The 22,689-nt window shown below is 65.9% G+C and carries 24 protein-coding genes; 9 read left to right on the top strand and 15 right to left on the bottom strand.

The genetic code is table 11. The annotated features are described in order from the left end of the window. Window positions 1-53: 53 nt before the first annotated feature. From ACAM55_RS10410 to lexA, 6 genes are all read right to left on the bottom strand, one after another. A complete protein-coding gene (locus ACAM55_RS10410; RefSeq protein WP_369655935.1) occupies window positions 54-833 on the bottom strand; it encodes an oxepin-CoA hydrolase, alternative type in 780 nt (259 codons plus the stop codon). A 31-nt stretch (window positions 834-864) separates the two neighbouring features. Further along, window positions 865-2,385 carry a 3-hydroxyacyl-CoA dehydrogenase gene (locus ACAM55_RS10415; RefSeq protein ID WP_369655936.1) on the bottom strand — a complete coding sequence of 507 codons (1,521 nt, stop codon included), beginning with the start codon at window positions 2,383-2,385 and terminating at the stop codon, window positions 865-867. Between the two features lie 126 nt (window positions 2,386-2,511). Continuing rightward, complete coding sequence (locus ACAM55_RS10420; protein WP_369655937.1) at window positions 2,512-3,669, bottom strand: MFS transporter; 1,158 nt, start codon at window positions 3,667-3,669, stop codon at window positions 2,512-2,514. Between the two features lie 4 nt (window positions 3,670-3,673). Then, the gene (locus ACAM55_RS10425; protein ID WP_055796799.1) at window positions 3,674-4,681 is read right to left on the bottom strand and encodes a D-2-hydroxyacid dehydrogenase family protein; all 1,008 of its coding nucleotides are present in this window, start codon (window positions 4,679-4,681) and stop codon (window positions 3,674-3,676) included. Between the two features lie 92 nt (window positions 4,682-4,773). After that, window positions 4,774-5,145, bottom strand: coding sequence for a hypothetical protein (locus tag ACAM55_RS10430; RefSeq protein ID WP_369655938.1), 372 nt, complete (start codon window positions 5,143-5,145; stop codon window positions 4,774-4,776). Between the two features lie 138 nt (window positions 5,146-5,283). Then, complete coding sequence (gene lexA, locus ACAM55_RS10435; protein WP_369655939.1) at window positions 5,284-5,958, bottom strand: transcriptional repressor LexA; 675 nt, start codon at window positions 5,956-5,958, stop codon at window positions 5,284-5,286. A 72-nt stretch (window positions 5,959-6,030) separates the two neighbouring features. Here lexA and ACAM55_RS10440 point away from each other — a divergent pair, with 72 nt between their 5' ends. Continuing rightward, window positions 6,031-7,023 carry an asparaginase gene (locus ACAM55_RS10440; RefSeq protein ID WP_369655940.1) on the top strand — a complete coding sequence of 331 codons (993 nt, stop codon included), beginning with the start codon at window positions 6,031-6,033 and terminating at the stop codon, window positions 7,021-7,023. Window positions 7,024-7,036: 13 nt separating this feature from the next. Here ACAM55_RS10440 and adk read toward each other — a convergent pair whose 3' ends face one another. The 6 genes from adk to ACAM55_RS10470 all read right to left on the bottom strand — a co-directional run bounded on the left by adk (window position 7,037) and on the right by ACAM55_RS10470 (window position 10,954). Further along, window positions 7,037-7,693, bottom strand: a complete 657-nt coding sequence (gene adk / locus ACAM55_RS10445; RefSeq protein ID WP_369655941.1) for an adenylate kinase — start codon at window positions 7,691-7,693, stop codon at window positions 7,037-7,039. Window positions 7,694-7,828: 135 nt separating this feature from the next. After that, complete coding sequence (kdsB, locus tag ACAM55_RS10450) at window positions 7,829-8,602, bottom strand: 3-deoxy-manno-octulosonate cytidylyltransferase (protein WP_369655942.1); 774 nt, start codon at window positions 8,600-8,602, stop codon at window positions 7,829-7,831. Window positions 8,603-8,624: 22 nt separating this feature from the next. Continuing rightward, a complete protein-coding gene (locus tag ACAM55_RS10455) occupies window positions 8,625-8,807 on the bottom strand; it encodes a Trm112 family protein (protein WP_028260080.1) in 183 nt (60 codons plus the stop codon). Then, window positions 8,788-9,822, bottom strand: coding sequence for a tetraacyldisaccharide 4'-kinase (gene lpxK, locus ACAM55_RS10460; protein ID WP_369655943.1), 1,035 nt, complete (start codon window positions 9,820-9,822; stop codon window positions 8,788-8,790). Before lpxK ends, ACAM55_RS10455 begins: the two co-directional genes overlap by 20 nt. Before the next feature lie 6 nt (window positions 9,823-9,828). Next, entirely contained in the window at window positions 9,829-10,269 is a 441-nt protein-coding gene (locus ACAM55_RS10465; protein ID WP_369655944.1) for an ExbD/TolR family protein, read from the bottom strand. Between the two features lie 52 nt (window positions 10,270-10,321). Further along, window positions 10,322-10,954 (bottom strand): MotA/TolQ/ExbB proton channel family protein, encoded by a 633-nt coding sequence (locus ACAM55_RS10470; RefSeq protein WP_369655945.1) that lies wholly within the window; start codon window positions 10,952-10,954, stop codon window positions 10,322-10,324. Between the two features lie 315 nt (window positions 10,955-11,269). On the opposite strand from ACAM55_RS10470, the gene xseA reads away from it, so the two are divergent. Both xseA and ACAM55_RS10480 read left to right on the top strand, forming a co-directional pair. Then, window positions 11,270-12,580: an exodeoxyribonuclease VII large subunit gene (gene xseA, locus ACAM55_RS10475; protein WP_369655946.1), complete on the top strand. Its 1,311-nt coding sequence runs from the start codon at window positions 11,270-11,272 to the stop codon at window positions 12,578-12,580. A 50-nt stretch (window positions 12,581-12,630) separates the two neighbouring features. Further along, window positions 12,631-13,212 (top strand): superoxide dismutase, encoded by a 582-nt coding sequence (locus tag ACAM55_RS10480; RefSeq protein ID WP_369655947.1) that lies wholly within the window; start codon window positions 12,631-12,633, stop codon window positions 13,210-13,212. Between the two features lie 72 nt (window positions 13,213-13,284). On the opposite strand, the gene ACAM55_RS10485 is transcribed toward ACAM55_RS10480, so the two are convergent. The 3 genes from ACAM55_RS10485 to ACAM55_RS10495 form a co-directional block, all read right to left on the bottom strand. Beyond that, complete coding sequence (locus ACAM55_RS10485; RefSeq protein WP_369655948.1) at window positions 13,285-13,743, bottom strand: DUF192 domain-containing protein; 459 nt, start codon at window positions 13,741-13,743, stop codon at window positions 13,285-13,287. Between the two features lie 86 nt (window positions 13,744-13,829). Next, window positions 13,830-14,018 (bottom strand): hypothetical protein, encoded by a 189-nt coding sequence (locus tag ACAM55_RS10490; protein ID WP_369655949.1) that lies wholly within the window; start codon window positions 14,016-14,018, stop codon window positions 13,830-13,832. 152 nt (window positions 14,019-14,170) lie between these two features. After that, window positions 14,171-14,494 (bottom strand): cell envelope biogenesis protein TolA, encoded by a 324-nt coding sequence (locus ACAM55_RS10495; protein WP_369655950.1) that lies wholly within the window; start codon window positions 14,492-14,494, stop codon window positions 14,171-14,173. A 218-nt stretch (window positions 14,495-14,712) separates the two neighbouring features. Here ACAM55_RS10495 and icd point away from each other — a divergent pair, with 218 nt between their 5' ends. The 6 genes from icd (at window position 14,713) to ACAM55_RS10525 (ending at window position 22,683) form a co-directional block, all read left to right on the top strand. Continuing rightward, the gene (gene icd, locus ACAM55_RS10500) at window positions 14,713-15,972 is read left to right on the top strand and encodes an NADP-dependent isocitrate dehydrogenase (RefSeq protein WP_369655951.1); all 1,260 of its coding nucleotides are present in this window, start codon (window positions 14,713-14,715) and stop codon (window positions 15,970-15,972) included. Window positions 15,973-16,370: 398 nt separating this feature from the next. Beyond that, a complete protein-coding gene (gene clpS / locus ACAM55_RS10505) occupies window positions 16,371-16,730 on the top strand; it encodes an ATP-dependent Clp protease adapter ClpS (protein WP_369655952.1) in 360 nt (119 codons plus the stop codon). 67 nt (window positions 16,731-16,797) lie between these two features. Continuing rightward, entirely contained in the window at window positions 16,798-19,119 is a 2,322-nt protein-coding gene (gene clpA / locus ACAM55_RS10510) for an ATP-dependent Clp protease ATP-binding subunit ClpA (protein ID WP_369655953.1), read from the top strand. 115 nt (window positions 19,120-19,234) lie between these two features. Further along, window positions 19,235-20,680 (top strand): cardiolipin synthase, encoded by a 1,446-nt coding sequence (cls, locus tag ACAM55_RS10515; protein WP_369655954.1) that lies wholly within the window; start codon window positions 19,235-19,237, stop codon window positions 20,678-20,680. Next, window positions 20,681-22,120 (top strand): exodeoxyribonuclease I, encoded by a 1,440-nt coding sequence (gene sbcB / locus ACAM55_RS10520; protein ID WP_369655955.1) that lies wholly within the window; start codon window positions 20,681-20,683, stop codon window positions 22,118-22,120. An 11-nt stretch (window positions 22,121-22,131) separates the two neighbouring features. Beyond that, on the top strand, window positions 22,132-22,683 hold the full coding sequence (locus tag ACAM55_RS10525; protein ID WP_369655956.1) for a GNAT family N-acetyltransferase: 552 nt from the start codon (window positions 22,132-22,134) through the stop codon (window positions 22,681-22,683). Window positions 22,684-22,689 lie beyond the last annotated feature (6 nt).

Genomic DNA, 22,689 nt, shown 5'->3' on the forward strand with positions numbered 1-22,689 from the left:
GTCCTGTCGGCGACTGAAATGCTGGAGGGTGTCACGAGAGCGACGTAGCGCCGTTACTCGTACTGCGGAGGCTTCTTCTCGAGAAACGCGGCAATGCCGATGCCGGCATTCGGATGGTGGAGGTTGCGCACGAAGTGGTCGCGCTCCTGCGAGAGTTGCGACGCGAACGTGGCGCCGCGCGCCTCGCTCAGCAGCTCCTTGATGCTGGCCAGCGAATTCGGCGCGCGTGCGTTGAGCCGGGCCGCCAGCGCCAATGCGCTGGCGAGCGCCTGGCCGTTTTCGCTCAGCTCGTTGACCAGCCCGAGCGCATGCAGTCGCGGCGCACCGATGCGCTCGCCGCACATCAGCCACTCGCTGGCCAACTGGCGCGGCAATGCCTGGCCCAGGTGCCAGCTCAGGCCCCCATCGGGCGACAGTGCCACGTTGCTGTAGGAGGCCGCAAAAACCGCGTCGCGCGCGGCCACGACGAAATCGCAGGCCAGCGCGAGCGAGAAGCCCGCGCCTGCCGCCGCGCCTTCGACCGCCGCGATGATGGGCTTGGGAAAGGCGCGGATGGAGTCGATCCAGTTGTGCAGGCCCTCGATGCTTTCGGCCTGCACCGAAGGGTCGCGCTGGCGGTTGTCGGACAGCCGCTGCAGCGAGCCGCCGGCGCAGAACCATGCGCCTTCGCCCACGATGACGACGCTGCGGATTTCCTCGCTGCTCTCGGCGCCGTTGAGCGCCTCGATGCCCGCGGCATAGATCTCGGGGCCCAGCGCATTGCGCTGGGTCGGGTTGGCAATGGTGAGCACCATGGTGCGTCCTTCGCTGGTGCTCTTCAGTTCGGCGGTCATCGCTGTGATGCTTTCCTTGGGGTTTGCTTACTTATTCTTCTTCGTGCAGCAGGCTCAGGCCGAGCGCGCCGCGGCGGCGCAGCCACGGGCTCGGGCGATAGCGCGGATCGCCGTAGACGGTCTGCAGGTTGAACAGCACCTCGAGCATGTTGGTGGGGCCATACAGGTTGCCCATGGCCAGCGGGCCGCGCGGGTAGCCCAGCCCCAGCTGAACCGCGGTTTCGAGATCGGCCGGCGAGCAGACGCGCTGCTGGCACATGTCGGCGGCAATGTTCACGATGTTGCCGATCACGCGCTGCGTAACGAAGCCGCCGCTGTCGCGGATCACGCTCACGGCCTTGCCATCGCGTGCGAAGAGGGCGTGCGCCGCGTCGCGGATGTCGCGGCGCGTGGCGGGGTTGGTTGCCAGTACGCGGCGCTTGGTGGCGGCATCGTCGATCAGCATGTCGATACCGATGGTGCGCGTGGCATCCAGGCGCTCGACCGCGGCCACCGTGGTCACGTCGAAGCCCAGCGGTGCCACCAGGATGAGCGAGGTGGGCGCGGCCGTGGCGCCGCTGTCGATCTGGGCGCCCAATGCGTTGACCAGCCGCAGCAGATCGGCCCTCCGCGCGGCGCGGGGAGAGACCCAGACCGAGGGCAGCAGGGCGAGCGCAGGTGGTGCGGCTTCGGCAACCTGCTGCATCACACCGTCGTGGTAGCTGTAGAAGCCTTCATTGGTCTTGCGGCCCAGCACGCCCGCCGCAAGGCGCTGGGCCGTGATCACGCTGGGGCGGAAGCGCGGCTCCTCGTAGTACTGGTGATAGATCGACTCCATCACCGGGTGCGACACGTCGAGCGCCGTCAAGTCCATCAATTCGAAGGGGCCCAGGCGGAAGCCGGCCTGCTCCTTGAGGATGCGGTCGACGGTGGCGAAGTCGGCCACGCCTTCGCCCACGATGCGCAGCGCCTCGGTGCCGTAGCCGCGGCCGGCGTGGTTGACGATGAAGCCGGGCGTGTCCTGCGCCTGCACGGCGCTGTGGCCCATCTGCACCGCATAGCCGGCCAGTTGCTTGCAGACTTCGGTGGAGGTCTTGAAGCCGGCCACCACCTCGACCACCTTCATCAGCGGTACGGGGTTGAAGAAATGAAAGCCAGCCACCCGCCCCGAGTGCTTGAGCCCGGCCGCGATGGCCGTGACCGACAGCGACGAGGTGTTGGTGGCGAGCGTGGCCGTGGGTGCGACCACCGATTCGAGTTCGCGGAACAGCGAGCGCTTGACCTCGAGGTCTTCGACCACCGCTTCGATCACCAGATCGCACTGGGCCAGGGCGGCAACCGAATCGACCGCCTTGACGCGGGCCATCTGCGCATCGCGCGCCGCGGCGTCGATCTTGCCCTTCTCGTGCAGCTTGTTCCACTGGGCCGCGAGGGCCTCGCGCCCGCGTTCGGCCGCTCCTGCAAAACTGTCGAGCAGCAGCACTTCGCTGCCCGCCTGGGCTGCGATCTGGGCGATGCCTCGACCCATGGCGCCGGCGCCGACGACGCCGATCCGGGTGTAGTTCACTGTCATTGAGAAAGATTTTCGCTGGTTGATGGGTCCGGGCCTGCTGGCAGGCGCCGGGCCCGGAGTTGCGCAGCCTTCGATTTTGCAGCCACGGGCCTCGGGGGCGTGCCGGGTTTTACGCGGGTCTGCGCTTCAGGCCGCGCGGCGGCTGCGCTCGATGGCCACGCTCAGGCCGATGGCCAGCAGCAGCAAGGCGAAGCCGACCCAGTTCATCCAAGCCACCGCGTCGCTGGCGAGCAGCCATCCGCCCAGCCCGGCACCGACGGCCTGGCCGATGTAGATGCCAGAGCTGTTGAGCGCCACCGAGCCCGGCGCGAGAGCGGGGGCCAGGCCCACCAGGCGCGCCTGCTGCGCCGAATTGGTCGCGAAGCAGCCCAGGCCCCAGGGCACGAGTACCGCCGCCAGCCATGGGAGTGTGCCGGCCCAGGGCCAGAGAAAGAGGCTGAGCGCAATCGACGAGCTGGTCAGCAGCACCATGCGGCCGGCGCCCACGCGGTCGATGGACCGGCTCACCAGCATGTTGCCAACCAGGCCGAAGGCGCCGAACAGGGCCCACATCAGGCTCAAGGTGGTGGGGTCGGCGCCGAAGTTCTGCTTCAGCAGGGGGCCGAAATAGCTGAACAGGACGAACTGGCCGGCGCCCTGCAGGGCGGTGACCGAGACGATACCCATCAATACCGGGCTGCGGAGCACGCGCGACCAGGCTGCCGCCGTCAGCGCCGCGGGCCGGATGCCTCGCGGCAGGGTCAGCCAGATCGATGCCGCGCTCGCGATGCTGAGCAGCGCAACGGCCATGAAAGCCGTGCGCCAGCCCAGGTGGCCGCCAACCAGCGCGCCAAGGGGGAGGCCCAGCACCGAGGCCATCGACCAGCCGAGAAAAACGAAAGTCACGGCGCGCCCGCGCTGCTCCGGCGGCACCAGCATGCCGGCACAGGCCGCGGCCTGGGGCGTGAAGATGGCCGGTGCCACCACCGTGAGCATGCGCACCGGCAGCAGCGCGGCGAAACTCGGCATCAAGGCCGCAACCACATTCCCGGCGGCGTACCAGGCGAGGGTGAGGGCGAGCAGCTGGCGGCGGTCCCAGCCCGCGACCACCGCCGCCAGCAATGGGGCGCCAAGGCACATCACGACCGCGGCGGCGGTGATCAGCTGGCCGGCGGCTGCAACGGTGACGGCAAGCGACGTGCTGATTTCATTGAGCGTGCCGGGCACCACCATCACACCCGTGCCGATCACGAAATTGCCGGCCAGCAGCGCCCAGAGCGCGCCCCGGGGCGCTGGCCCGCTCATGAGATCACCGGCGGACCTGCAGCGCGCCGGGATTCACGATGTTGGTGGGGTTGCCCTTGATGAAGCTCACGACGTTGTCGAAAGCCTGGCCGAAATAGCTTTCGTAGCTGTCCTGCTCGACATAGCCGATATGCGGCGTGCAGATGCAGTTTTCGAGGCGCAGCAGCGCGTGGCCCTGCAGCGGCGGCTCGCTCTCGAACACATCGACGGCAGCCAGCCCTGGCCGGCCGCGGTTGAGCGCGGCCAGCAGCGCATCGGCCTCGACCAGTTCGGCGCGCGAGGTGTTGACGAAGAGCGCCGTCGGCTTCATGCGCGAAAGATCCTCGAGCTTGACCAGGCCGCTGGTTTCCTCGTTGAGCCGAAGGTGCACCGACAGCACATCGGCGGCGGCAAAGAACTCGTGGCGGTTCTGCGCCACCTGGAAGCCGTCGGACCGGGCCTTGGCGCAGCTTGCCTCGCGGCCCCAGATGACGACCTGCATGCCGAAGGCCTGCCCGTAGCGCGCCACCAGCTGGCCGATGCGGCCATAGCCCCAGATGCAGAGCGTCTTGCCCTTGAGCACCGAACCCAGCCCGAAATTGGGCGGCATCGAGGCCGATTTGAGTCCCGACTGCTGCCACGCTCCGTGCTTGAGGTTGCTGATGTACTGCGGCAGGCGGCGCATGGCCGCCATGATGAGTGCCCAGGTCAGCTCGGCCGGCGCCTGGGGAGAGCCGGTGCCCTCGGCCACCGCCACGCCCCGCTCGGTGCAGGCCGTGACGTCGATATGGCCACCCACGCGCCCGGTCTGCGAAATGAGCTTGAGCTTGGGCAGCTTTTCGATCAGCTGGCGCGAGATGTGGGTGCGCTCCCGTATCAGCACGATCACATCGGCATCCTTCAGGCGAACCGAAAGTTGGCCGATGCCCTTGACCGTATTGGTGTAGACCTTGGCCGCGTACGCGTCCAGCTTGGCGGCGCAGCGCAGCTTGCGCACGGCGTCCTGGTAATCGTCGAGGATCACAATGTTCATGGCGTGCCATTGTGCCTCGCAGCATTGGCATGACGCGCGCGTGAACGTTTGGATACCCGCCCCGGGCCATGGTCACCGGGGCTTGCACGGGTTCAGTGCAGGCGCGTGGCGCGTGGTGCGGTGCTGGCCGCTTCCATGGCCTCGAGCGCGGCCAGCCGGTCGAGTTCGGCGCAGACGTCGGCCATGCGCCCCGAGATCACCATGCGATTGGTGCTGCGCTTTTCGCCCTGGGGCCCGTCGACCACGCGAATGACGCGAAGCGGCCGGGGTGCTTGCGCTGCCTTGGGTGCCGCGGCGCCGTGGGGCCGCGCCGTGCAGGCCGGCCGTACCGCGACGTAGCGCAGTCCTGCGGACGCGCTACCACTATTGTCGCGGTGGCGGAGCCGGCGCGCCGGCAGCAGGCGGCTTGCCAGCGATTGCAGCGGCATCCACAAATCAACGATGGTGAGGAGGGCGATTCCCATGTGAACTCCAAAAAAGTCTGAGGTTGAACACAGGCAGGATTTCTTTGAAGGGACGCAACAGGGTGATGGCGACTTTGCGCCATACGCCCGCCACCTGTTGCGGCCGGATGGGGTGCTGCTTTCGGCAGGCCGCAGGGCCTACATCAGCATGGTGTTGCGGATGAGGCCGACCGCCAAGCCTTCGATCTCGAAGGGTTCGCCAGGCTGGACCACGATGGTCGGGTAGTCGGGGTTCTCGGCGTGCAGCTCGATGACCTGCTTGTTGCGCTTGAGGCGCTTGACCGTGACCTCGTCGCCGAGGCGGGCCACCACGATCTGGCCGTTGCGCGCTTCCTTGGTGGCCTGCACCGCCAGGAGGTCGCCGTCCATGATGCCGGCGTCGCGCATGGACATGCCGCGCACCTTCAACAGGTAGTCGGGCTGGCGCTGGAACAGCGTGTTCTCGACGTAGTAGGTCTGGTCGACATGCTCTTGCGCGAGGATAGGCGAACCCGCCGCGACGCGGCCGATGAGCGGCAGCGCAAGCTGCGCCATGCCGGGCAGCGAAAGGGAAAACTGGTTGTTGCGCGACTCGTTGAGCGAGCGCAGCGCGTCGCCCTTCAGGCGAATGCCGCGCGAGGTGCCGCTGACGAGTTCGATCACGCCCTTGCGCGCCAGCGCCTGCAGGTGCTCCTCGGCGGCATTGGCCGACTTGAAGCCCAGCTCGCTGGCGATTTCGGCCCGCGTGGGCGGAGCACCGGTACGGGCGATGGCGCTCTGGATCAAGTCCAGGATTTGCTGCTGGCGGGCGGTAAGCTTCACGGCGAACTGCATATGTGGTTCCTTGCGGCACTGGCTGAATATCCAGTACCTGTATTTTTAACCAGTTTTTAAAAGTTGGCAAGCATGGTCAATTCCCTTTCGTCCAGCCTGCGTCGCGTTGTGGTGCTGGGCACCGGCGGCACCATCGCGGGCCGCGCCGCCAACGGCGGCGACAACATCGGCTACACCGCAGGGCAAGTGGGCGTGGCAGATTTGCTCGGCGGCGTCGATGCGCCCGATGGCGTGGCGCTCGAAGCCGAGCAGGTGGCGCAGCTCGACAGCAAGGACATGGGCTTCGATGTCTGGCTGCAACTTGCGCAGCGCTGCGCGTTCTGGCTGTCCGAGGCCGACGTGGCGGGCGTGGTGATCACGCATGGCACCGACACCATCGAAGAGACGGCCTACTTTCTCCAGGCGGTGCTTGCACCTGGCAAGCCCGTGGTGCTGACCTGTGCCATGCGCCCCGCGAGCTCTCTTTCGCCCGACGGTCCGCAGAATGTGCGCGATGCCATTGCCGTTGCGGCCACGCCGGGAGCGCAGGGCGTGACGGTGGTCTGCGCGGGCACGGTCCACGGTTCGCTGGATGTGCAGAAAGCGCACACCTATCGCCCGGATGCGTTTTCATCGGGCGATGCAGGCCCGATCGGCTATGTGGAAGAGGGGGCGGTGCGGCTTCTTCGCGACTGGCCGCAATTGCCGGTGAGCGGGGCTTCGAAGATTCCCGTAATGAAGGCAGGCGCCGCAATGCGCTGGCCCAGGGTCGAGATCGTTACCAGCCATGCCGGCGCGAGCGGCGCCATGGTCGACCTGCTGCTGCAGGAGTGCGCAGCCGGCGTGCCCGAGCCGATTCGAGGATTGGTTTTGGCCGCGACCGGCAATGGCACGGTGCACCATGCGCTGGAGGCTGCCGCGCTCCGCGCCCAGGATGCGGGAGTGGCCGTGCTGCGCGCCACGCGCTGCGCGAGCGGGCGCATCCTGCCAAGAGCCGATGATCTTCTGCGGGACGCCGGTGCCCTGACGCCCGTCAAGGCACGCATCGCCTTGATGCTGGAGCTGCTCGAAGCCACTGCCGCCTGATGGCGGCGCGCGTTCAGCTGCTCAGTGCGGCGAGGGCGCGCTGGGTGATCTCTTCGACCGTGCCGACGCCCTTGATGGCGCGGTACTTCGGCGCTGCGGCCGGATCGGCCTTGGCCCAGGCCGAGTAGTAGTCGACCAGCGGACGCGTCTGCTGGCTGTAGACCTCGAGCCGCTTGCGCACGGTTTCTTCCTCGTCGTCCTTGCGTTGGATCAGGTCTTCGCCCGTGACGTCGTCCTTGCCTTCCACCTTCGGCGGGTTGAACTTCACGTGGTAGGTGCGGCCCGATGCCGGGTGCGAGCGCCGGCCGCTCATGCGTTCGACGATGTCGCCGAACGGCACGTCGATTTCGAGCACGTAGTCGAGCTTGACGCCGGCTGCCTTCATGGCGTCGGCCTGCGGAATGGTGCGCGGGAAGCCGTCGAAGAGGAACCCATCGGCGCAATCGGGTTGCGCGATGCGTTCCTTCACGAGATTGATGATCAGGTCGTCGCTCACCAGGCCGCCCGATTCCATGACGGCCTTGGCCTGTTGTCCGAGCGGTGTACCGGCCTTGACGGCGGCGCGCAGCATGTCGCCGGTCGAAATCTGAGGAATGCCGTACTTCTGGCAGATGAAAGCCGCTTGCGTGCCTTTGCCCGCCCCGGGCGCGCCCAGCAAAATTAGTCTCATGGTGTCCTCGGACGGTTCTTAGATCTTGTGTCGCGCCCAGCGCCGGCCCAAGAGCCGTACAAGGCGGAATTGCGTCGAGGATAGCATGCGTAAGCGTGAAGAATTCCCGTTAATCGCCACGGGCGTGAATGCGCCTCAGGGTGCCGGCCGGGCTGCAAAGACTGCGCGCACGCGGGCGAGGTCTTCCGGGGTGTCGATGCCCGGGCCGGGAGCGGCCTGGCTGACATGCACGGCGATGCGATGACCATGCCACAGCGCGCGCAATTGTTCGAGCGCTTCGGTGGCCTCGATGGGGGCGGACGCGAGCGAAGGAAACTTGCGCACGAAACCGGCGCGGTATCCGTAGATGCCGATATGGCGCAGCGGCGCAGGCGAGGGCAGCACGCCCGGCGGCGCACCACCGGCGGAGCCGTCGCGCCACCACGGAATGGGTGCGCGGCTGAAGTAGAGCGCGTTGCCCTGTGCGTCGAGCACGGCCTTCACCACGTTCGGGTTCAGGAAGTCGTCGAGCGAATCGATTTCGTGGGCCGCCGTGCTCATGGCGGCTTCCGGGTGAGCCACCAGCGCAGAGGCCACCGCATCGATCAGGGCGGGGTCGATCAGCGGTTCGTCGCCCTGCACGTTGACGACGATATCGTCGCCGTCCAGGCCCAGTTGCTCACAGGCTTCGGCCAGCCGGTCGGTGCCGCTGGGATGGTCCTGCCGAGTCAGGATGGATTGCACGCCATGTGTCGTGCAGGCCGCCACGATGGAAGGATCGTCTCCGGCAACCACCACGCGCGCCGCGCCGGATTGGCTCGCCCGCTGGGCGACGCGCACCACCATGGGCAGGCCGGCAATGTCCGCCAGCGGTTTGTTGGGCAGCCGCGTCGAAGCCAGCCGGGCCGGCACCAGGACGGTGAAGCTCATTGGTGCTCCCTTGGCGCGGCGCTCACAGCCCCAGCTCTTCGTCGGACAGCGTGCGCGCCTCGTTCTCCAGCAGCACGGGAATGCCGTCGCGCACCGGGTAGGCCAGGCGTGCGCTGCGCGAGCAGAGCTCCTGCTTCTCGGGGTTCCAGGTCAGCGGGCCCTTGGTGACGGGGCAGACGAGCAGTTCAAGCAGCTTGGGATCCATCGAGCGATGATAGCTTCGCATCGAGCGCCGCGAAGAATCGCGGCTCGGGTACGAAGTGCAACGGCACGGCCAGCGCATCCGGGGCCTGCCGCCAGAGCTTGACGGCATCTTTCTCGGTACAGACCAGAGGGAAATCACGATCGGAAGGGCGCTGCCAGCCGTCGAAGTCGAAGTGATCGGGCAGCGCGATGGTCTCCGCCAGGATGAGGCCGCGCGCGCGCAGCATGTCGAAGAAGGCCTCGGGCCGCGCAATGGCCGCAAGCGCGATTACTGGCTTGCCGGCCAGGGCATCGAGCGGCGTGCGTTTTCCGTCGCTCGCAACCGCATCTTGCGCCAGGGCGCGAGTGGCGGTGTAGCCGGCCTCGAACGCCGGATGTTCGCCACTGTGAAGGACCAGGTCGCACGGGCGCGGCCAGCGCTCGCGCAAGGGGCCTGCGGGCAGCCGCCAGCCGTTGCCCACGCCGCGATCGTCGAACACGCAGATCTCGACATCGCGCGCGAGCGCCAGGTGCTGCAGACCGTCGTCGCTCACGATGACCTGCGTGGCCGGGTGCCGGGCGAGCAGGGCGCGCGCGGCTTCGATGCGGCGCCGCGCCACGAACACGGGCGCGCCGGTGGCACGGCGGATCAGCGCGGGCTCGTCGCCAACATCCTGCGGATCGCTTTCGCCCCGCACTTCACGGCAGTCGTCGGTGCGGCGGCCGTAGCCGCGCGACACCACGCCGGCGCGCAGGCCGCGGGCCTGCAGATGCCGAACCACGGCCATCACCACCGGTGTCTTGCCCGCGCCGCCCGCAATGACGTTGCCCACCACGATGACCGGCACCGGCGCACGCCCCGTCTTTAGCCAACCCTGCCGATAAATCCAGCGCCGCAGCGCGAACAGCGCCGCATAGAGCAGCGACAGCGGCCACAACAGGCAAGCCAACGCACCGCGGCGCAGCCAGGCACGCTGCAGCCGCGAAGCGGGCGCGCTGGTCGCGCTGCTGTTGCCGGGAGTGCTGCGGCCCTGCAACGGCGCTCAGTGCCCTGCTTGGGCCGTCGATTGGGCTGCGAAGGTGATCTGCACCAGGCCCGCGCGGCGTGCGGCTTCCATCACCGTGATCACGGACTGGTGCGGGCTGCTGGCGTCGGCGCTGATGATCACCACGCTGTCTTTGCCGCCCGTGGCTGCCGCACCCAGCGCGGCGGCCACCGTCGCCACGTTGCGGTCTGCCAGGGGCGTCTTGTTGATCGAATAGCGGCCGTCGGCGGACACCGCCACGATCACTTCCTTGGGGTAGTCGCGTTGCGAGTCGACGTCCGCCGTCGGCAGGCGCAACTGCATCTCGGTGAACTTGCTGTAGGTCGTCGACAGCATCAGGAAGATGAGGACGACCAGCAGCACGTCGATGAACGGGATCAGGTTGATCTCAGGCTCATCGCGCGCGCCATGTCGAAACTGCATGCGGCCGCGGGTCATGGCGAGCCTCTGCTGGACAGTGCAGCACACGCAGTGGCAAGCGTGGGGGCCATCATTTCCGCAATGCGTTCAGGTGGCGGGCAAAGCGCTCGCCGGAGAGTTCGAGGTTCAGCAGGTATTCATCGACCCGGCTGCGGAAATAGCGCCAGAAGATCAAGGTCGGAATGGCCACGATCAGGCCAAACGCCGTGTTGTACAGCGCGATGGAAATGCCGTGCGCCAGTTGCGCCGGATTCCCCGCTCCCACGGCACCGCTTGCGGGCGATTGCGAGCCGAAGATCTCGATCATGCCGATCACCGTGCCCAGCAGGCCGAGCAGCGGCGCAGCCGAAGCGATGGTGGCCAGCGCGGGGAGGTAGCGCTCCAGCTTGTGCGCCACGGTGCGTCCCGAGGCTTCCATGGCCGCGCGCAGGTCGTCCTCGGTGCAGCGTGGATTGGCGTTGAGGGCGCGAAGGCCCGCGGCCAGCACTTGCCCGAGCATCGAATTGCGCTCGAGCTTGGTCACCACGTCGGGCCCCGGCACGGAACCGTGCGACACCGTCATGGCTTCATCGAGCAGCTTGGGCGGCAGGACCTTGACGGTTTTAAGACTTGTGAAACGTTCTATAACCAGCGCGAGCGCGATGATCGAACAAGCGAGCAATGGCCAGATGGGCCAGCCCGCGGCAACTATGATGGAAAACAAGGAATCCTCCGGCCCCGAATAGACTGCAAATGCGCGGCGATTATCCACCGAGCCCACCATCGCCACGCGCCTTGTTTGTTTGTAAGCAAAGACGCACAGATTCTGTGGATAACTTTGTGATTAACCTGCTGGGCAACGTGTCCCGACCCGCATGGCGTGGGCTTCCCATTAGATCGACTGAATTTTGAGCAGCAGTTTTCTGAATGAAATCAACAGCTTGCACGACAAACCGTGCGCCTGTCCCGTATGGGGGATTGGGCACGGGGGCTTGTCGCCCCACTGTGGAAGAGTGGTCACCCGCTATTCGGGCGTTTCGTGAATTTGCGTGATTCCAACACCACACCGGGCCCGCGCATCTGGCCTGTCGGCGCGCTGTGCCGCGCGGTCGCCGATGCGCTGGATGCGCGCTTCAATCCGGTCGCGGTGCGCGGCGAGATTTCCGGTTTTTCGCGCGCGTCGAGCGGACATTGTTATTTCGCGCTCAAGGATGATTCCGGCCAACTGCGCTGTGCGATGTTCCGGCGCGCGGCCGGTCTGCTCGATTTTTCTCCGCGCGACGGCGACCAGGTCGAGGTGCGCGGCCGCCTGGCGGTGTACGAACCGCGCGGCGATCTGCAACTGGTGGTCGAAAGCCTGCAACGTGCGGGACAAGGCGCGCTGTTCGAGCAGTTCCTGCAACGCAAGGCGCGGCTCGAAGCCGAAGGGCTCTTCGATGCGGAGCGCAAGAGGGCGCTGCCGGTCATGCCGCGCGCGGTGGGCCTGGTGACCTCGCTGGGTGCCGCGGCGCTGCACGATGTGGTGACTGCCCTGCGGCGCCGCGTGCCTCACATCCCGGTGGTCCTGGCGCCCGCGGCAGTGCAGGGCGCCGGTGCGCCTACGGAACTCGTGCGCGCGCTGCAATCCTTGTTCGCCCTGGAACCGGCGGTCGACGTGATCCTGCTGGTGCGCGGCGGTGGCTCCATCGAAGACCTCTGGGCCTTCAACGACGAAACACTGGCCCGCACCATCGTTCAAAGCCCGGTGCCGCTGATTTGCGGCGTGGGCCATGAAACCGACTTCACCATTGCCGACTTTTGCGCCGACCTGCGCGCGCCCACGCCCACTGCTGCGGCGGAACTCGTCAGTGCGCCGCAGGCAATGTGGCTTGGCGCGATCGATCTTCTGGGCGAACGGTTGCAGGGTGCGCTGGACACCCGGCTCGATGTGCTGGGCCAGCGCCTCGACCAGGCGGCGTCACGCCTGGGGCGGCCCTCGACGCTGGTGGCACGCCAGCAGCTTCGGCTCGCGCACCATTCGCAGCGCTTGCGCTATGCGGTGCTGTCGAGAACAGAGCGCCTGGCCCATGTGCCGCGGTCGATCTCGGTTGATTTCCCTCGCAAGCTCGAGCGTGCGCTGGCAGAGCGGCGCGATCGGCTCGAACGCGTGGCACTGCGGCTCAAGCTGCTCGACCCCGCGCTGGTGCTGCAGCGCGGCTATGCCTGGCTCACCGGCGCCGATGGCCGCGCGATCGTCAGCGCAAGAAAACTGAATCCGGGCGACGCCGTGGTTGCACGGCTCGCCGACGGCTCGGTCGACCTGACCGTGACGCCCGGCAAAACGGGAACGCGTCCGACGCCGGGCGCCTGATTCCTTTCTAGAATCCTCTATTCCCCGCAACCAACCCACGAGATAAAACCATGGAACATGTGCTCCCACCCCTGCCTTACGCCCTCGACGCGCTGGCACCCGAGTACTCGAAGGAGACCCTCGAGTACCACTACGGCAAGCACCACAACGCCTACGTGGTGAACCTCAACAACCTGCAAAAGGGCACCGAGTTCGAGTCGATGACCCTCGAGGAAATCGTCAAGAAGTCCAGCGGCGGCATCTACAACAACGCCGCCCAGATCTGGAACCACACCTTCTTCTGGAACTGCATGAAGCCCCAGGGCGGCGGCGCTCCCACCGGCGCGCTGGCCAAGGCCATCGATGCCAAGTGGGGCAGCTACGACGCCTTCAAGGAAGCCTTCGTGAAGTCGGCCGTGGGCAACTTCGGCTCGGGCTGGACCTGGCTGGTGAAGAAGGCCGACGGCTCGGTGGACATCGTGAACATGGGTGCCGCGGGCACGCCGCTGACCACCGGCGACACCCCGGTGCTGACGGTGGACGTCTGGGAGCATGCCTACTACATCGACTACCGCAACCTGCGCCCCAAGTTCGTGGAGACCTTCCTGGCCAAGCTGGCCAACTGGGACTTCGCCGCCAAGAACTTCGGTTGAACCGGATTCCTCATTGAAAAAGCCGACCTCAGGGTCGGCTTTTTCGTGGTCTGAAGAGAAGGCAGGCGGAACTCAGCGCTTGGAAGCAGCGAACAGCTCGCCGCCCAGCTTGGCGCCTTTCTTGATGTTCTTCTTGGCAAACCAGCCCTGATTCATCTCGAGCACGAAGCGAACCGGCTCTTCGGAGCAGTGCGAGTTCTCGGTCATCGGCTGCATGTCGGCAAGGTTGACGATGCGGCCGTCGTCCGCCACGAAGGCGGCCGTCAACGGCAGCAGCGTGTTGCGCATCCAGAAGCACTGGGTGGCCGGCTGATCGAAGACGAAGATCATGCCTTCGGCCTGCGGCATTTCCTTGCGGAACATGAGGCCGATCTCCCGTTGCTGGGGTGTCTGCGCGACTTGCGCATCGATCTTGTACAAGCCAACGGACAACTTGGTGCGTTGCAGGTCGGTCTGGGGTTGCTGCTGGGCCTGTGCGGCGCCCATCACGGATGCGGCAAGCAGGAGCAGGGCGGCAAAACGCTGAAACATCGGAAGGCTTCCTTCAGGGCGGGTTCAAGGGCGCGGAGCCAATAAAAATGCCCGCTGATGCGGGCATTGCCGGTGAGCGTGGCAGCTTACACCTTCTTGGCGACGTGCGCCTTGGCCACGTGGTGGCGAACCTTGTGCTTCTTGACGGCGTGCTTCACCGGTTGCGCAGCCTTGTGGACCACGGCAGGCGCGGCCGGCGCCGGAGCGGGCGGGGTTTGCGCAAATGCACCGGCTGCGAAGAGACCGGCGACGAGGGCTGCGAGCAGCTTGTTCATGAAACATCCTTTGAGATTGTTGATATGGATCACCTCCCGGTGGAAGGTCGACATTCAACGCGTCAGCCGCTTGCCCCGGTTGACAGCAGTTGTGCCATGGCAGGCAAAAAAAAGCGCTCCGGAGAGCGCTTTCTTGTACGGACGAGGCCGACTTACTGGGGCGTGCCGCCTTGGGTCGACTTGCGCTTGACGCTGCCGTCCTTGTTGCGGCGACGCTGGTCGCGCGTTTCGGCGCGCTTTTCGCCAGCAACTGCAGCCTTGTCGGTGCCGACCGCGCCGCCTTCAGGCGTCTTGGCGATGTCGCCGGCGGGAGGAGCCACCTTACCAGCGGGCTTGGCTTCCTTCTTGGCTTCAGCGCGTGCTTGGGGCTTGCTGTTGGTGGCGTTCCCTTGCTCAGGCGTGGTGCCGGTGGGGTTCTGGGCGTAGGCGCCAGCGGCGAACAGGCCAGCGATCATGACTGCGAGAATTTTGCTCATTGATGATTCCTCTATCGAGAATTGGTTGGAAACGCCTCCCGGCGAGCAGAAGGTCAGCCACTAACGAGGTCGTTGCCTCGCGGGTTGACAAACGCCAGCTGATGGGTTGCGTCTAAAATGTACAGCGATTTGTTCGCGGGCTGTACAGCGATTCCCATCGTTGTCTGAATTCGCAGACAGTCTCCTGAATTACGTCACCCCCGGAGTCACTCCCCCTCATGTCCAGCTACCAGCACATCAAAGTCCCGGCCGAAGGCCAGAAGATCACGGTCAACGCAGACAACTCGCTCAATGTGCCTGATCAGCCGATCATTCCCTTCATCGAAGGCGACGGCACGGGTCTGGACATCACCCCGGTGATGCTCAAGGTGGTGGACGCGGCCGTGGCCAAGGCCTACGGCGGCAAGAAGAAGATCCACTGGATGGAAGTCTATGCCGGCGAAAAGTCGACCAAGGTGTATGGCCCCGATGTCTGGCTGCCCGAAGAAACGCTGCACGCCGTGCGCGACTACGTGGTTTCCATCAAGGGCCCGCTGACCACGCCCGTGGGCGGCGGCATCCGTTCGCTGAACGTCGCGCTGCGCCAGGAACTCGACCTGTATGTCTGCCTGCGCCCCATCCAGTACTTCGAAGGCGTGCCAAGCCCGGTGCGCGAGCCGCACAAGACCAACATGGTCATCTTTCGCGAGAATTCGGAAGACATCTACGCCGGCATCGAGTTCGAAGCCGAAAGCGACAAGGCCAAGAAGCTCATCAAGTTCCTGCAGGACGAACTGGGCGTCAAGAAGATCCGCTTCCCCAACACCTCCGGCATCGGCGTCAAGCCCGTCTCGAAGGAAGGCACCGAGCGCCTCGTTCGCAAGGCGCTGCAATATGCCGTGGACAACGACAAGCCCAGCGTCACCATCGTGCACAAGGGCAACATCATGAAGTTCACCGAAGGTGGCTTCCGCGACTGGGCCTACGCCCTGGCAGCCAGGGAGTTCGGTGCCGAGCTGGTCGACGGCGGCCCCTGGATGAAGTTCAAGAACCCCAGGACGGGCAAGGAAATCACCGTCAAGGACAGCATCGCCGACGCGTTCCTGCAACAGATTCTTCTGCGTCCCGCCGAATACAGCGTCATTGCCACGCTCAACCTCAACGGCGACTACGTATCCGACGCGCTGGCGGCCCAGGTCGGCGGCATCGGCATTGCCCCGGGCGCGAACCTGAGCGACACCGTCGCGATGTTCGAAGCCACCCACGGCACGGCTCCCAAGTACGCCGGCAAGGACTACGTGAACCCCGGTTCCGAAATCCTCTCGGCCGAAATGATGCTGCGCCACATGGGCTGGACCGAAGCAGCCGACCTGATCATCAGCTCGATGGAAAAGTCGATTGCCAGCAAGAAGGTCACCTATGACTTCGCCCGCCTGATGGACGGCGCCACGCAGGTGAGCTGCTCGGGCTTCGGCCAGGTCATGATCGACAACATGTAATTGCGCGAGCAATAGCGTTCTGGCGCCCCAGGCGCCGGGAAGCCATGGCCCTCGGGATCGTTCCGGTCTCGAGGGCTTTTTCTTGGTTTTTCCTCTCGCCAGGCCGGGCCGGTCCATGGCGTGCGCAGAGTCGGGACAGGCCGGTACACCTTGCTCCGGAGGTGGCCTGCCGTGGGGCCTGAAACCTCTCGGTCGACGAGGAAATCGATTCCCCGGATCCGGGCGGGCGGGTCTTCCGAGCCGCAGCCATGCAATATTCCTGAGGCATCCCGCGGAGGCTTGAATTTTTCAAGCCTTCGTGCTGTCGCACACGGCGCAAGGCCCTTGATTTGTCGAATATGCGCCACCAAGTCTTCTTGCGCCGGCACGTTGCTTGCACGCTCTATAGAATCTTTTTTATGGCAACGAGAATTCCAAAGACTCCCAGCACTCCGCCGGCCCAGAAACCGGCCGGGGATGACGGAGATTCGGTCGTGATGGAGCGGCGGCCGCAAAAAACCGCGCCTCCCCAGATGTACCAGGTGGTCATGCTGAACGACGACTACACGCCCATGGAGTTCGTGATCGTCGTGCTGCAAGAATATTTCAACAAGGATCGCGAAACCGCGACCCAGATCATGTTAAAGATTCATCTCGACGGGCGCGGCGTTTGCGGGGTTTATTCCCGCGACCTCGCGGCCACCAAAGTCAATCAGGTGATGGAGGCGGCACACCAGGCCGGGCATCCGTTGCAGTGCGTGAGCGAGCCTGTTGCGTGAACCAGTTGAATTGCGCAAGCTCCAACCCATCTGAGAAGTTATTTACAGCAAGGCAAAAGGAAATCACATGATTGCCCAGGAACTGGAAGTCAGCTTGCACATGGCCTTCGTCGAGGCCAGGCAGCAGCGCCACGAGTTCATCACCGTGGAGCATCTGTTGCTCGCTTTGCTGGACAACCCGAGCGCCGCGGAAGTTCTTCGCGCCTGCTCGGCCAACGTCGACGACCTGCGGGCGTCGCTCACCAACTTCATCAAGGACAACACGCCCCAGGTGGCGGGTACCGACGATGTAGACACCCAGCCGACGCTGGGTTTCCAGCGCGTGATCCAGCGCGCCATCATGCATGTGCAGTCCACCGGCAACGGCAAGAAGGAAGTCACCGGCGCCAACGTGCTGGTCGCGATCTTCGGCGAGAAGGACTCGCACGCGGTGTACTACCTCCACCAGCAAGGCGTGACCCGCCTCGACGTGGTGAACTTCATTGCCCACGGCATCAAGAAGAGCGATCCGCCTGAAGCCGTCAAGGGCAGCAGCGAATCGTCCTCGGGCGAGGGCGAAGAGGGCGGCGGCGAAAAGAACGAGAAGGCTTCGCCTCTGGAGCAGTTCACGCAGAACCTGAACCAGCTCGCCAAGGACGGCAAGATCGATCCGCTCATTGGCCGCGAATACGAGGTCGAGCGCGTCATCCAGATCCTGTGCCGCCGGCGCAAGAACAACCCGCTCTTGGTGGGCGAGGCCGGCGTGGGCAAGACCGCCATCGCCGAAGGCCTGGCATGGCGCATCACGCAGACCGACGTGCCGGAAATCCTGGCCGAGGCGCAGGTCTATTCGCTGGACATGGGCGCGCTGCTGGCCGGCACCAAGTACCGCGGTGATTTCGAGCAGCGCCTGAAGGGCGTGCTCAAGTCGCTCAAGGACAAGCCGAACGCCATCCTGTTCATCGACGAGATCCACACCCTGATCGGTGCGGGCGCGGCCTCGGGCGGCACACTCGATGCGTCGAACCTGCTCAAGCCGGCGCTCTCGAGCGGCCAGCTCAAGTGCATTGGTGCGACCACCTTCACCGAGTACCGCGGCATCTTCGAGAAGGATGCGGCCCTGTCGCGCCGCTTCCAGAAGGTCGACGTGGTCGAGCCGACGGTGCAGGAAACCGTCGACATCCTGAAGGGCCTGAAGTCGCGCTTCGAAGAGCACCATGGCGTGAAGTACGCGGTGGCGGCCCTGCAGGCGGCGGCGGAGCTGAGCGCCAAGTACATCAACGACCGTCATCTGCCCGACAAGGCCATCGACGTGATCGACGAGGCCGGTGCTGCGCAGCGCATCCTGCCGGCGAACAAGCGCAAGAAGACCATCAGCAAGACCGAGGTCGAGGACATCGTCGCGAAGATCGCGCGTATTCCCCCGGCCAACGTCAGCAACGACGACCGCGGCAAGCTGCAGACCATCGAACGCGACCTGAAGAGCGTGGTGTTCGGCCAGGACAAGGCCCTCGAGGTGCTGGCGTCGGCGGTCAAGATGGCGCGTTCGGGCCTCGGCCGCGAAGACAAGCCGATCGGCTCGTTCCTGTTCAGCGGCCCCACCGGCGTCGGCAAGACCGAAGCGGCCAAGCAGCTCGCCTACATCATGGGCATCGAGCTGATCCGTTTCGACATGTCCGAATACATGGAGCGCCATGCGGTGAGCCGGTTGATCGGCGCGCCTCCGGGCTACGTCGGGTTCGACCAGGGCGGCCTCCTGACCGAAGCCATCACGAAGAAGCCGCACGCGGTGCTGCTGCTCGACGAAATCGAGAAGGCGCACCCGGACATCTTCAACGTGCTGCTCCAGGTCATGGACCACGGCACCCTGACGGACAACAACGGACGCAAGGCCGACTTCCGCAACGTGATCATCGTGATGACCACCAATGCGGGTGCCGAGACCATGAACAAGGCGACCATCGGCTTCACCAACCCGCGCCAGGCGGGCGACGAGATGGCCGACATCAAGCGCCTGTTCACGCCGGAGTTCCGCAACCGCCTGGACGCGACCGTGAGCTTCAAGGCCCTGGACGAGCAGATCATCCTGCGCGTGGTCGACAAGTTCCTGCTCCAGCTCGAAACGCAGCTGGCCGAGAAGAAGGTCGACGTCACGTTCAGCGACGGCTTGCGCAAGCACCTGGCGAAGAAGGGCTTCGACCCGCTGATGGGTGCCCGCCCGATGCAGCGCCTGATCCAGGACACGATCCGTCGTGCCCTGGCCGACGAGCTGCTGTTCGGTCGCCTGATCGACGGGGGCCGCCTGTCGGTCGACATCGACGACAAGGGCGAAGTGCAGCTGGACATCCAGCCGCTGCCGAAGAAGGAAGGCAAGTCCAAGCCCGAAGCCGAAGAGGCTGCTGCAGGATAAAGCGGCCCGGCAGAGCCGGTTCCGCGGTATTTCTGGCAGTACCCAAAAGGCCGGTAGCATTCGCTGCCGGCCTTTTTTCTTGGGGCCGGAATTTACCCGTACCGCAAGTCCTACCTTGATTTTTCCCGAGCTCAGCCAGGAATGGAAAACCGGCCTCTCTCTGGCCTGGAGCGGCTATATCGCCGTGCTGTCGGTCTGGATCGTGATGCAGAAGCGCGCGCCGGTGTCCACCATGAGCTGGATCCTGTCGCTGGCGCTGCTGCCGTTTGCGGGCTTCGTCGTCTATTACTTCCTGGGGCCGCAGCGCTTGCGCAAGCAGCGGGTCAAGCGCCTGCGCAGCCGCGCCAAGGCCCACACGCAGGCCGACCTGGCGCGCGTGCGGGATGCGGCGCAGAACGCGCCGCCGGCGCTGCAGCAGATGGCGCGGCTCGGCACCGCCGCGTGCGGGCTGCCGGTTTCCAGCGCGACGGGCGTGGAACTGCTTTCGGGCGGCGCGCGCACCTTCGACGCCATCTTCGATGCGGTGCGCGGGGCGCGCGACCACATCCACCTCGAGTACTACATTTTCGAGCCCGACAAGATCGGCACCGCGCTGCGCGACCTGCTGGTGGAGCGTGCGGGGCAGGGCGTGGCCGTACGCCTCTTGCTCGATGCGCTCGGTTCCAAGCGCATCGGCCGCAGGTTCATGGCGCCGCTGCATGCCGCGGGCGTGCAGGTCGCGCTTTTCCACGACACGCGCATCGGCCGCCGCCTGCGGCCGGTGACCAACTACCGCACTCACCGAAAGATCGTGGTGTGCGACGGCCGCGTCGGCTTCACCGGCGGCGTCAACATCACCGACGAGGAAGACAAGCGCACGCGGCCCGACGCGTACCATGACGTGCACCTGCGGATCGAAGGCAGCGCCGTGCGCTGGCTGCAGACGACCTTTCTCGAAGACTGGGCCTACGCCACCGGCGAAGACCTGCGCAACATGGACCACCTGATGGGCGCCATGCTGCCGCAGGTGGAGGCTGGCAACATTCCGGTGCAGATCGTGACCAGCGGCCCGGACAACGTGCTGGAACCCATCCATCGCATGCACGTGGAGGCCATTCATTCGGCGAGCGAACGCGCCTGGCTCACCACACCGTACTTCGTGCCCGGCGAGCCCGCCCTGATGGCGCTCACCAGCGCGGCGCTGCGCGGCGTGGACGTGCGTCTCCTGGTGCCGCGCCGCAGCGACTCGGCCATTGTGAGCGCGGCCGCGCGTTCCTATTTCGACGAGCTGATCGCGGCCGGCGTCAAGGTGTGGGAGTACAAGGCGCGCATGCTGCACTCCAAGACCTTGGTGGTCGACGACCATTGCGCGATGATCGGTACCGCGAATTTCGACAACCGCAGTTTCAGGCTCAATTTCGAGGTGAGCGCTGTGGTTTACGGCCCCGAGCTGGCGCGCCCGCTGGCCGCGCAGTTCGAGACCGATCTCCACAGCTCCGGCGCGGTGCGCGCCCACCGGCCGCAGAGTTTCTGGCGCCGCCTCGGCGATGCGCTTGCACGATTGTTTTCCCCCTTGCTCTGAATGAACCACACCTTTCTCTGGCACGACTACGAAACCTTCGGCGCCGTGCCGCGCCGCGACCGGCCTTCGCAGTTTGCCGCCATCCGCACCGACGCCGAGCTGAACGAAATCGGCGAGCCGCTGATGATCTATTGCAAGCCGGCGCCCGACTACCTGCCGAGCCCGGAGGCCTGCCTGATCACCGGCATCACGCCACAGCTGTGCCTGGAGCGCGGCATCCCCGAGCACGCCTTCGCCGCGCAGATCGAGAAGGCTTTCTCGCAGCCCGGCACCATCGGCGTGGGCTACAACACCATCCGTTTCGACGACGAGGTCACGCGCTTCCTGTTCTGGCGCAACCTCATCGATCCGTACGCGCGTGAATGGCAGAACGACTGCGGCCGCTGGGACCTGCTCGACGTGGTGCGCCTCACCTACGCGCTGCGCCCCGACGGCATCGAGTGGCCGAAGAAGGAAGACGGCAAGCCCAGTTTCAAGCTCGAAGACCTGGCGCGCGCCAACGGCCTGCTGCACGAGTCGGCGCACGATGCGCTGTCCGACGTTCGCGCCACCATCGCGCTGGCGCGGCTGATCCGCGATCGGCAGCCCAAGCTGTTCGAGTTCGCCTTCGGCCTGCACAAGAAAGACCGCGTGGCCAGCGAACTCGGCTTGCCGGCCATGCGTGAAACGGCCCGGCCTTTCCTGCACGTGTCGGGCATGTTCCCGGTCGAACGCGGGTGCCTCGGCGTGATGTGGCCGCTCGCGAGCCACCCGACCAACAAGAACGAACTGATCGCCTGGGACCTGGCCCACGACCCCAGCGAGCTGCGCGACATCGATATCGAGACCCTGCGCCTGCGCCTGTTCACGCGCACCGCCGACCTGCCCGAAGGCGTGGTCCGCCTGCCGGTGAAAGGCATTCACCTCAACAAGTCACCGATGGTGGTCGGCAACCTGCGCACGCTCGCCCCGGCCATGGCCGAGCGCTGGAACGTCGATCTCGATGCGGCCATGCGCCACGCGGCCATCGCGCGCGACCTGCCCGACATGAGCGCCATCTGGTCGCAGGTGTACGCCCGCCCCAAGGAGGCGGCGCTCGATGTCGATGAAGACCTGTACGGCGGGTTCGTCGGCAATGGCGACAGGCGGCGCCTGAACCAGCTGCGCGCGCTGTCGCCCGAAGAGCTTGCCAAGGACCGCACCGGCTTCGACGACGGGCGCCTTGAAGAAATACTCTTCCGCTATCGCGCACGCAACTGGCCCGAGATGCTCAGCCCGGAAGAAGCCGAACGCTGGGAGGCGCTGCGCGTTGCACGGCTCTTCAAGGGCGAGGGCGGGGCGCGCACCATCGAGATGCTGTTCAGCGAGGTCGATGCGCTGTCCGAAACCGCGGACGAACGCGGCGAGGAAATCCTGGGTGCGCTCTACGAGTACGCCGAGGCCATCGCGCCGGAGGCCTGAGCTTTCTGTCCATGTCCGCCCCTGAAAATCTCCCTGGCACCATTCGGCGGCTGGCGCCGGCCGATGCCGCGGGCTATCGCACCCTGATGCTCGACGCCTATGCCACGCATCCCAGTGCGTTCACGACGACCGTGGACGAACGCGCAGGTCTGCCGCTTCGCTGGTGGGAAGAGCGGCTGGGTGCCGATGATGCGGGCGAAGCCGGTGTGGTCTACGGTGCTTTCAACGACACAGGTGCGCTGGTGGGCGTGGCGGGGCTGAGCTTCGAAACGCGGCAGCGCGCTCGACACAAGGCCACGCTCTTCGGCATGGCCGTGGCCGCTTCGGCGCGCCGTGCCGGTTTCGGGCACCGGCTGGTGCTGGCGGTCTTGGCGCACGCACGCGCGATAGAGCGGCTGCGCCTGGTGCAGCTCACCGTGACCGAAGGCAACCACACGGCGCAAGCGCTGTACGAGCGCTGCGGTTTCCGGGTCTTCGGCGTGGAGCCGCTGGCCATCGCGGTCGAAGGCGACATGCTCGCCAAGGTGCACATGTGGTGCGACCTGGGCGCCAGACCACGCTAGGCGCCT

It is taken from the genome of Variovorax sp. V213 (assembly GCF_041154455.1).
In the GTDB taxonomy this organism is placed as follows: domain Bacteria; phylum Pseudomonadota; class Gammaproteobacteria; order Burkholderiales; family Burkholderiaceae_C; genus Variovorax.

Coding starts and splice junctions, on each gene's coding strand:
- ACAM55_RS10410 (WP_369655935.1), bottom strand. CDS start 833: ATGACCGCCGAACTGAAGAGCACCAGCGAAGGACGCACCATGGTGCTC.
- ACAM55_RS10415 (WP_369655936.1), bottom strand. CDS start 2,385: ATGACAGTGAACTACACCCGGATCGGCGTCGTCGGCGCCGGCGCCATG.
- ACAM55_RS10420 (WP_369655937.1), bottom strand. CDS start 3,669: ATGAGCGGGCCAGCGCCCCGGGGCGCGCTCTGGGCGCTGCTGGCCGGC.
- ACAM55_RS10425 (WP_055796799.1), bottom strand. CDS start 4,681: ATGAACATTGTGATCCTCGACGATTACCAGGACGCCGTGCGCAAGCTG.
- ACAM55_RS10430 (WP_369655938.1), bottom strand. CDS start 5,145: ATGGGAATCGCCCTCCTCACCATCGTTGATTTGTGGATGCCGCTGCAA.
- lexA (WP_369655939.1), bottom strand. CDS start 5,958: ATGCAGTTCGCCGTGAAGCTTACCGCCCGCCAGCAGCAAATCCTGGAC.
- ACAM55_RS10440 (WP_369655940.1), top strand. CDS start 6,031: ATGGTCAATTCCCTTTCGTCCAGCCTGCGTCGCGTTGTGGTGCTGGGC.
- adk (WP_369655941.1), bottom strand. CDS start 7,693: ATGAGACTAATTTTGCTGGGCGCGCCCGGGGCGGGCAAAGGCACGCAA.
- kdsB (WP_369655942.1), bottom strand. CDS start 8,602: ATGAGCTTCACCGTCCTGGTGCCGGCCCGGCTGGCTTCGACGCGGCTG.
- ACAM55_RS10455 (WP_028260080.1), bottom strand. CDS start 8,807: ATGGATCCCAAGCTGCTTGAACTGCTCGTCTGCCCCGTCACCAAGGGC.
- ACAM55_RS10465 (WP_369655944.1), bottom strand. CDS start 10,269: ATGACCCGCGGCCGCATGCAGTTTCGACATGGCGCGCGCGATGAGCCT.
- ACAM55_RS10480 (WP_369655947.1), top strand. CDS start 12,631: ATGGAACATGTGCTCCCACCCCTGCCTTACGCCCTCGACGCGCTGGCA.
- ACAM55_RS10485 (WP_369655948.1), bottom strand. CDS start 13,743: ATGTTTCAGCGTTTTGCCGCCCTGCTCCTGCTTGCCGCATCCGTGATG.
- ACAM55_RS10490 (WP_369655949.1), bottom strand. CDS start 14,018: ATGAACAAGCTGCTCGCAGCCCTCGTCGCCGGTCTCTTCGCAGCCGGT.
- ACAM55_RS10495 (WP_369655950.1), bottom strand. CDS start 14,494: ATGAGCAAAATTCTCGCAGTCATGATCGCTGGCCTGTTCGCCGCTGGC.
- icd (WP_369655951.1), top strand. CDS start 14,713: ATGTCCAGCTACCAGCACATCAAAGTCCCGGCCGAAGGCCAGAAGATC.
- clpS (WP_369655952.1), top strand. CDS start 16,371: ATGGCAACGAGAATTCCAAAGACTCCCAGCACTCCGCCGGCCCAGAAA.
- clpA (WP_369655953.1), top strand. CDS start 16,798: ATGATTGCCCAGGAACTGGAAGTCAGCTTGCACATGGCCTTCGTCGAG.
- sbcB (WP_369655955.1), top strand. CDS start 20,681: ATGAACCACACCTTTCTCTGGCACGACTACGAAACCTTCGGCGCCGTG.
- ACAM55_RS10525 (WP_369655956.1), top strand. CDS start 22,132: ATGTCCGCCCCTGAAAATCTCCCTGGCACCATTCGGCGGCTGGCGCCG.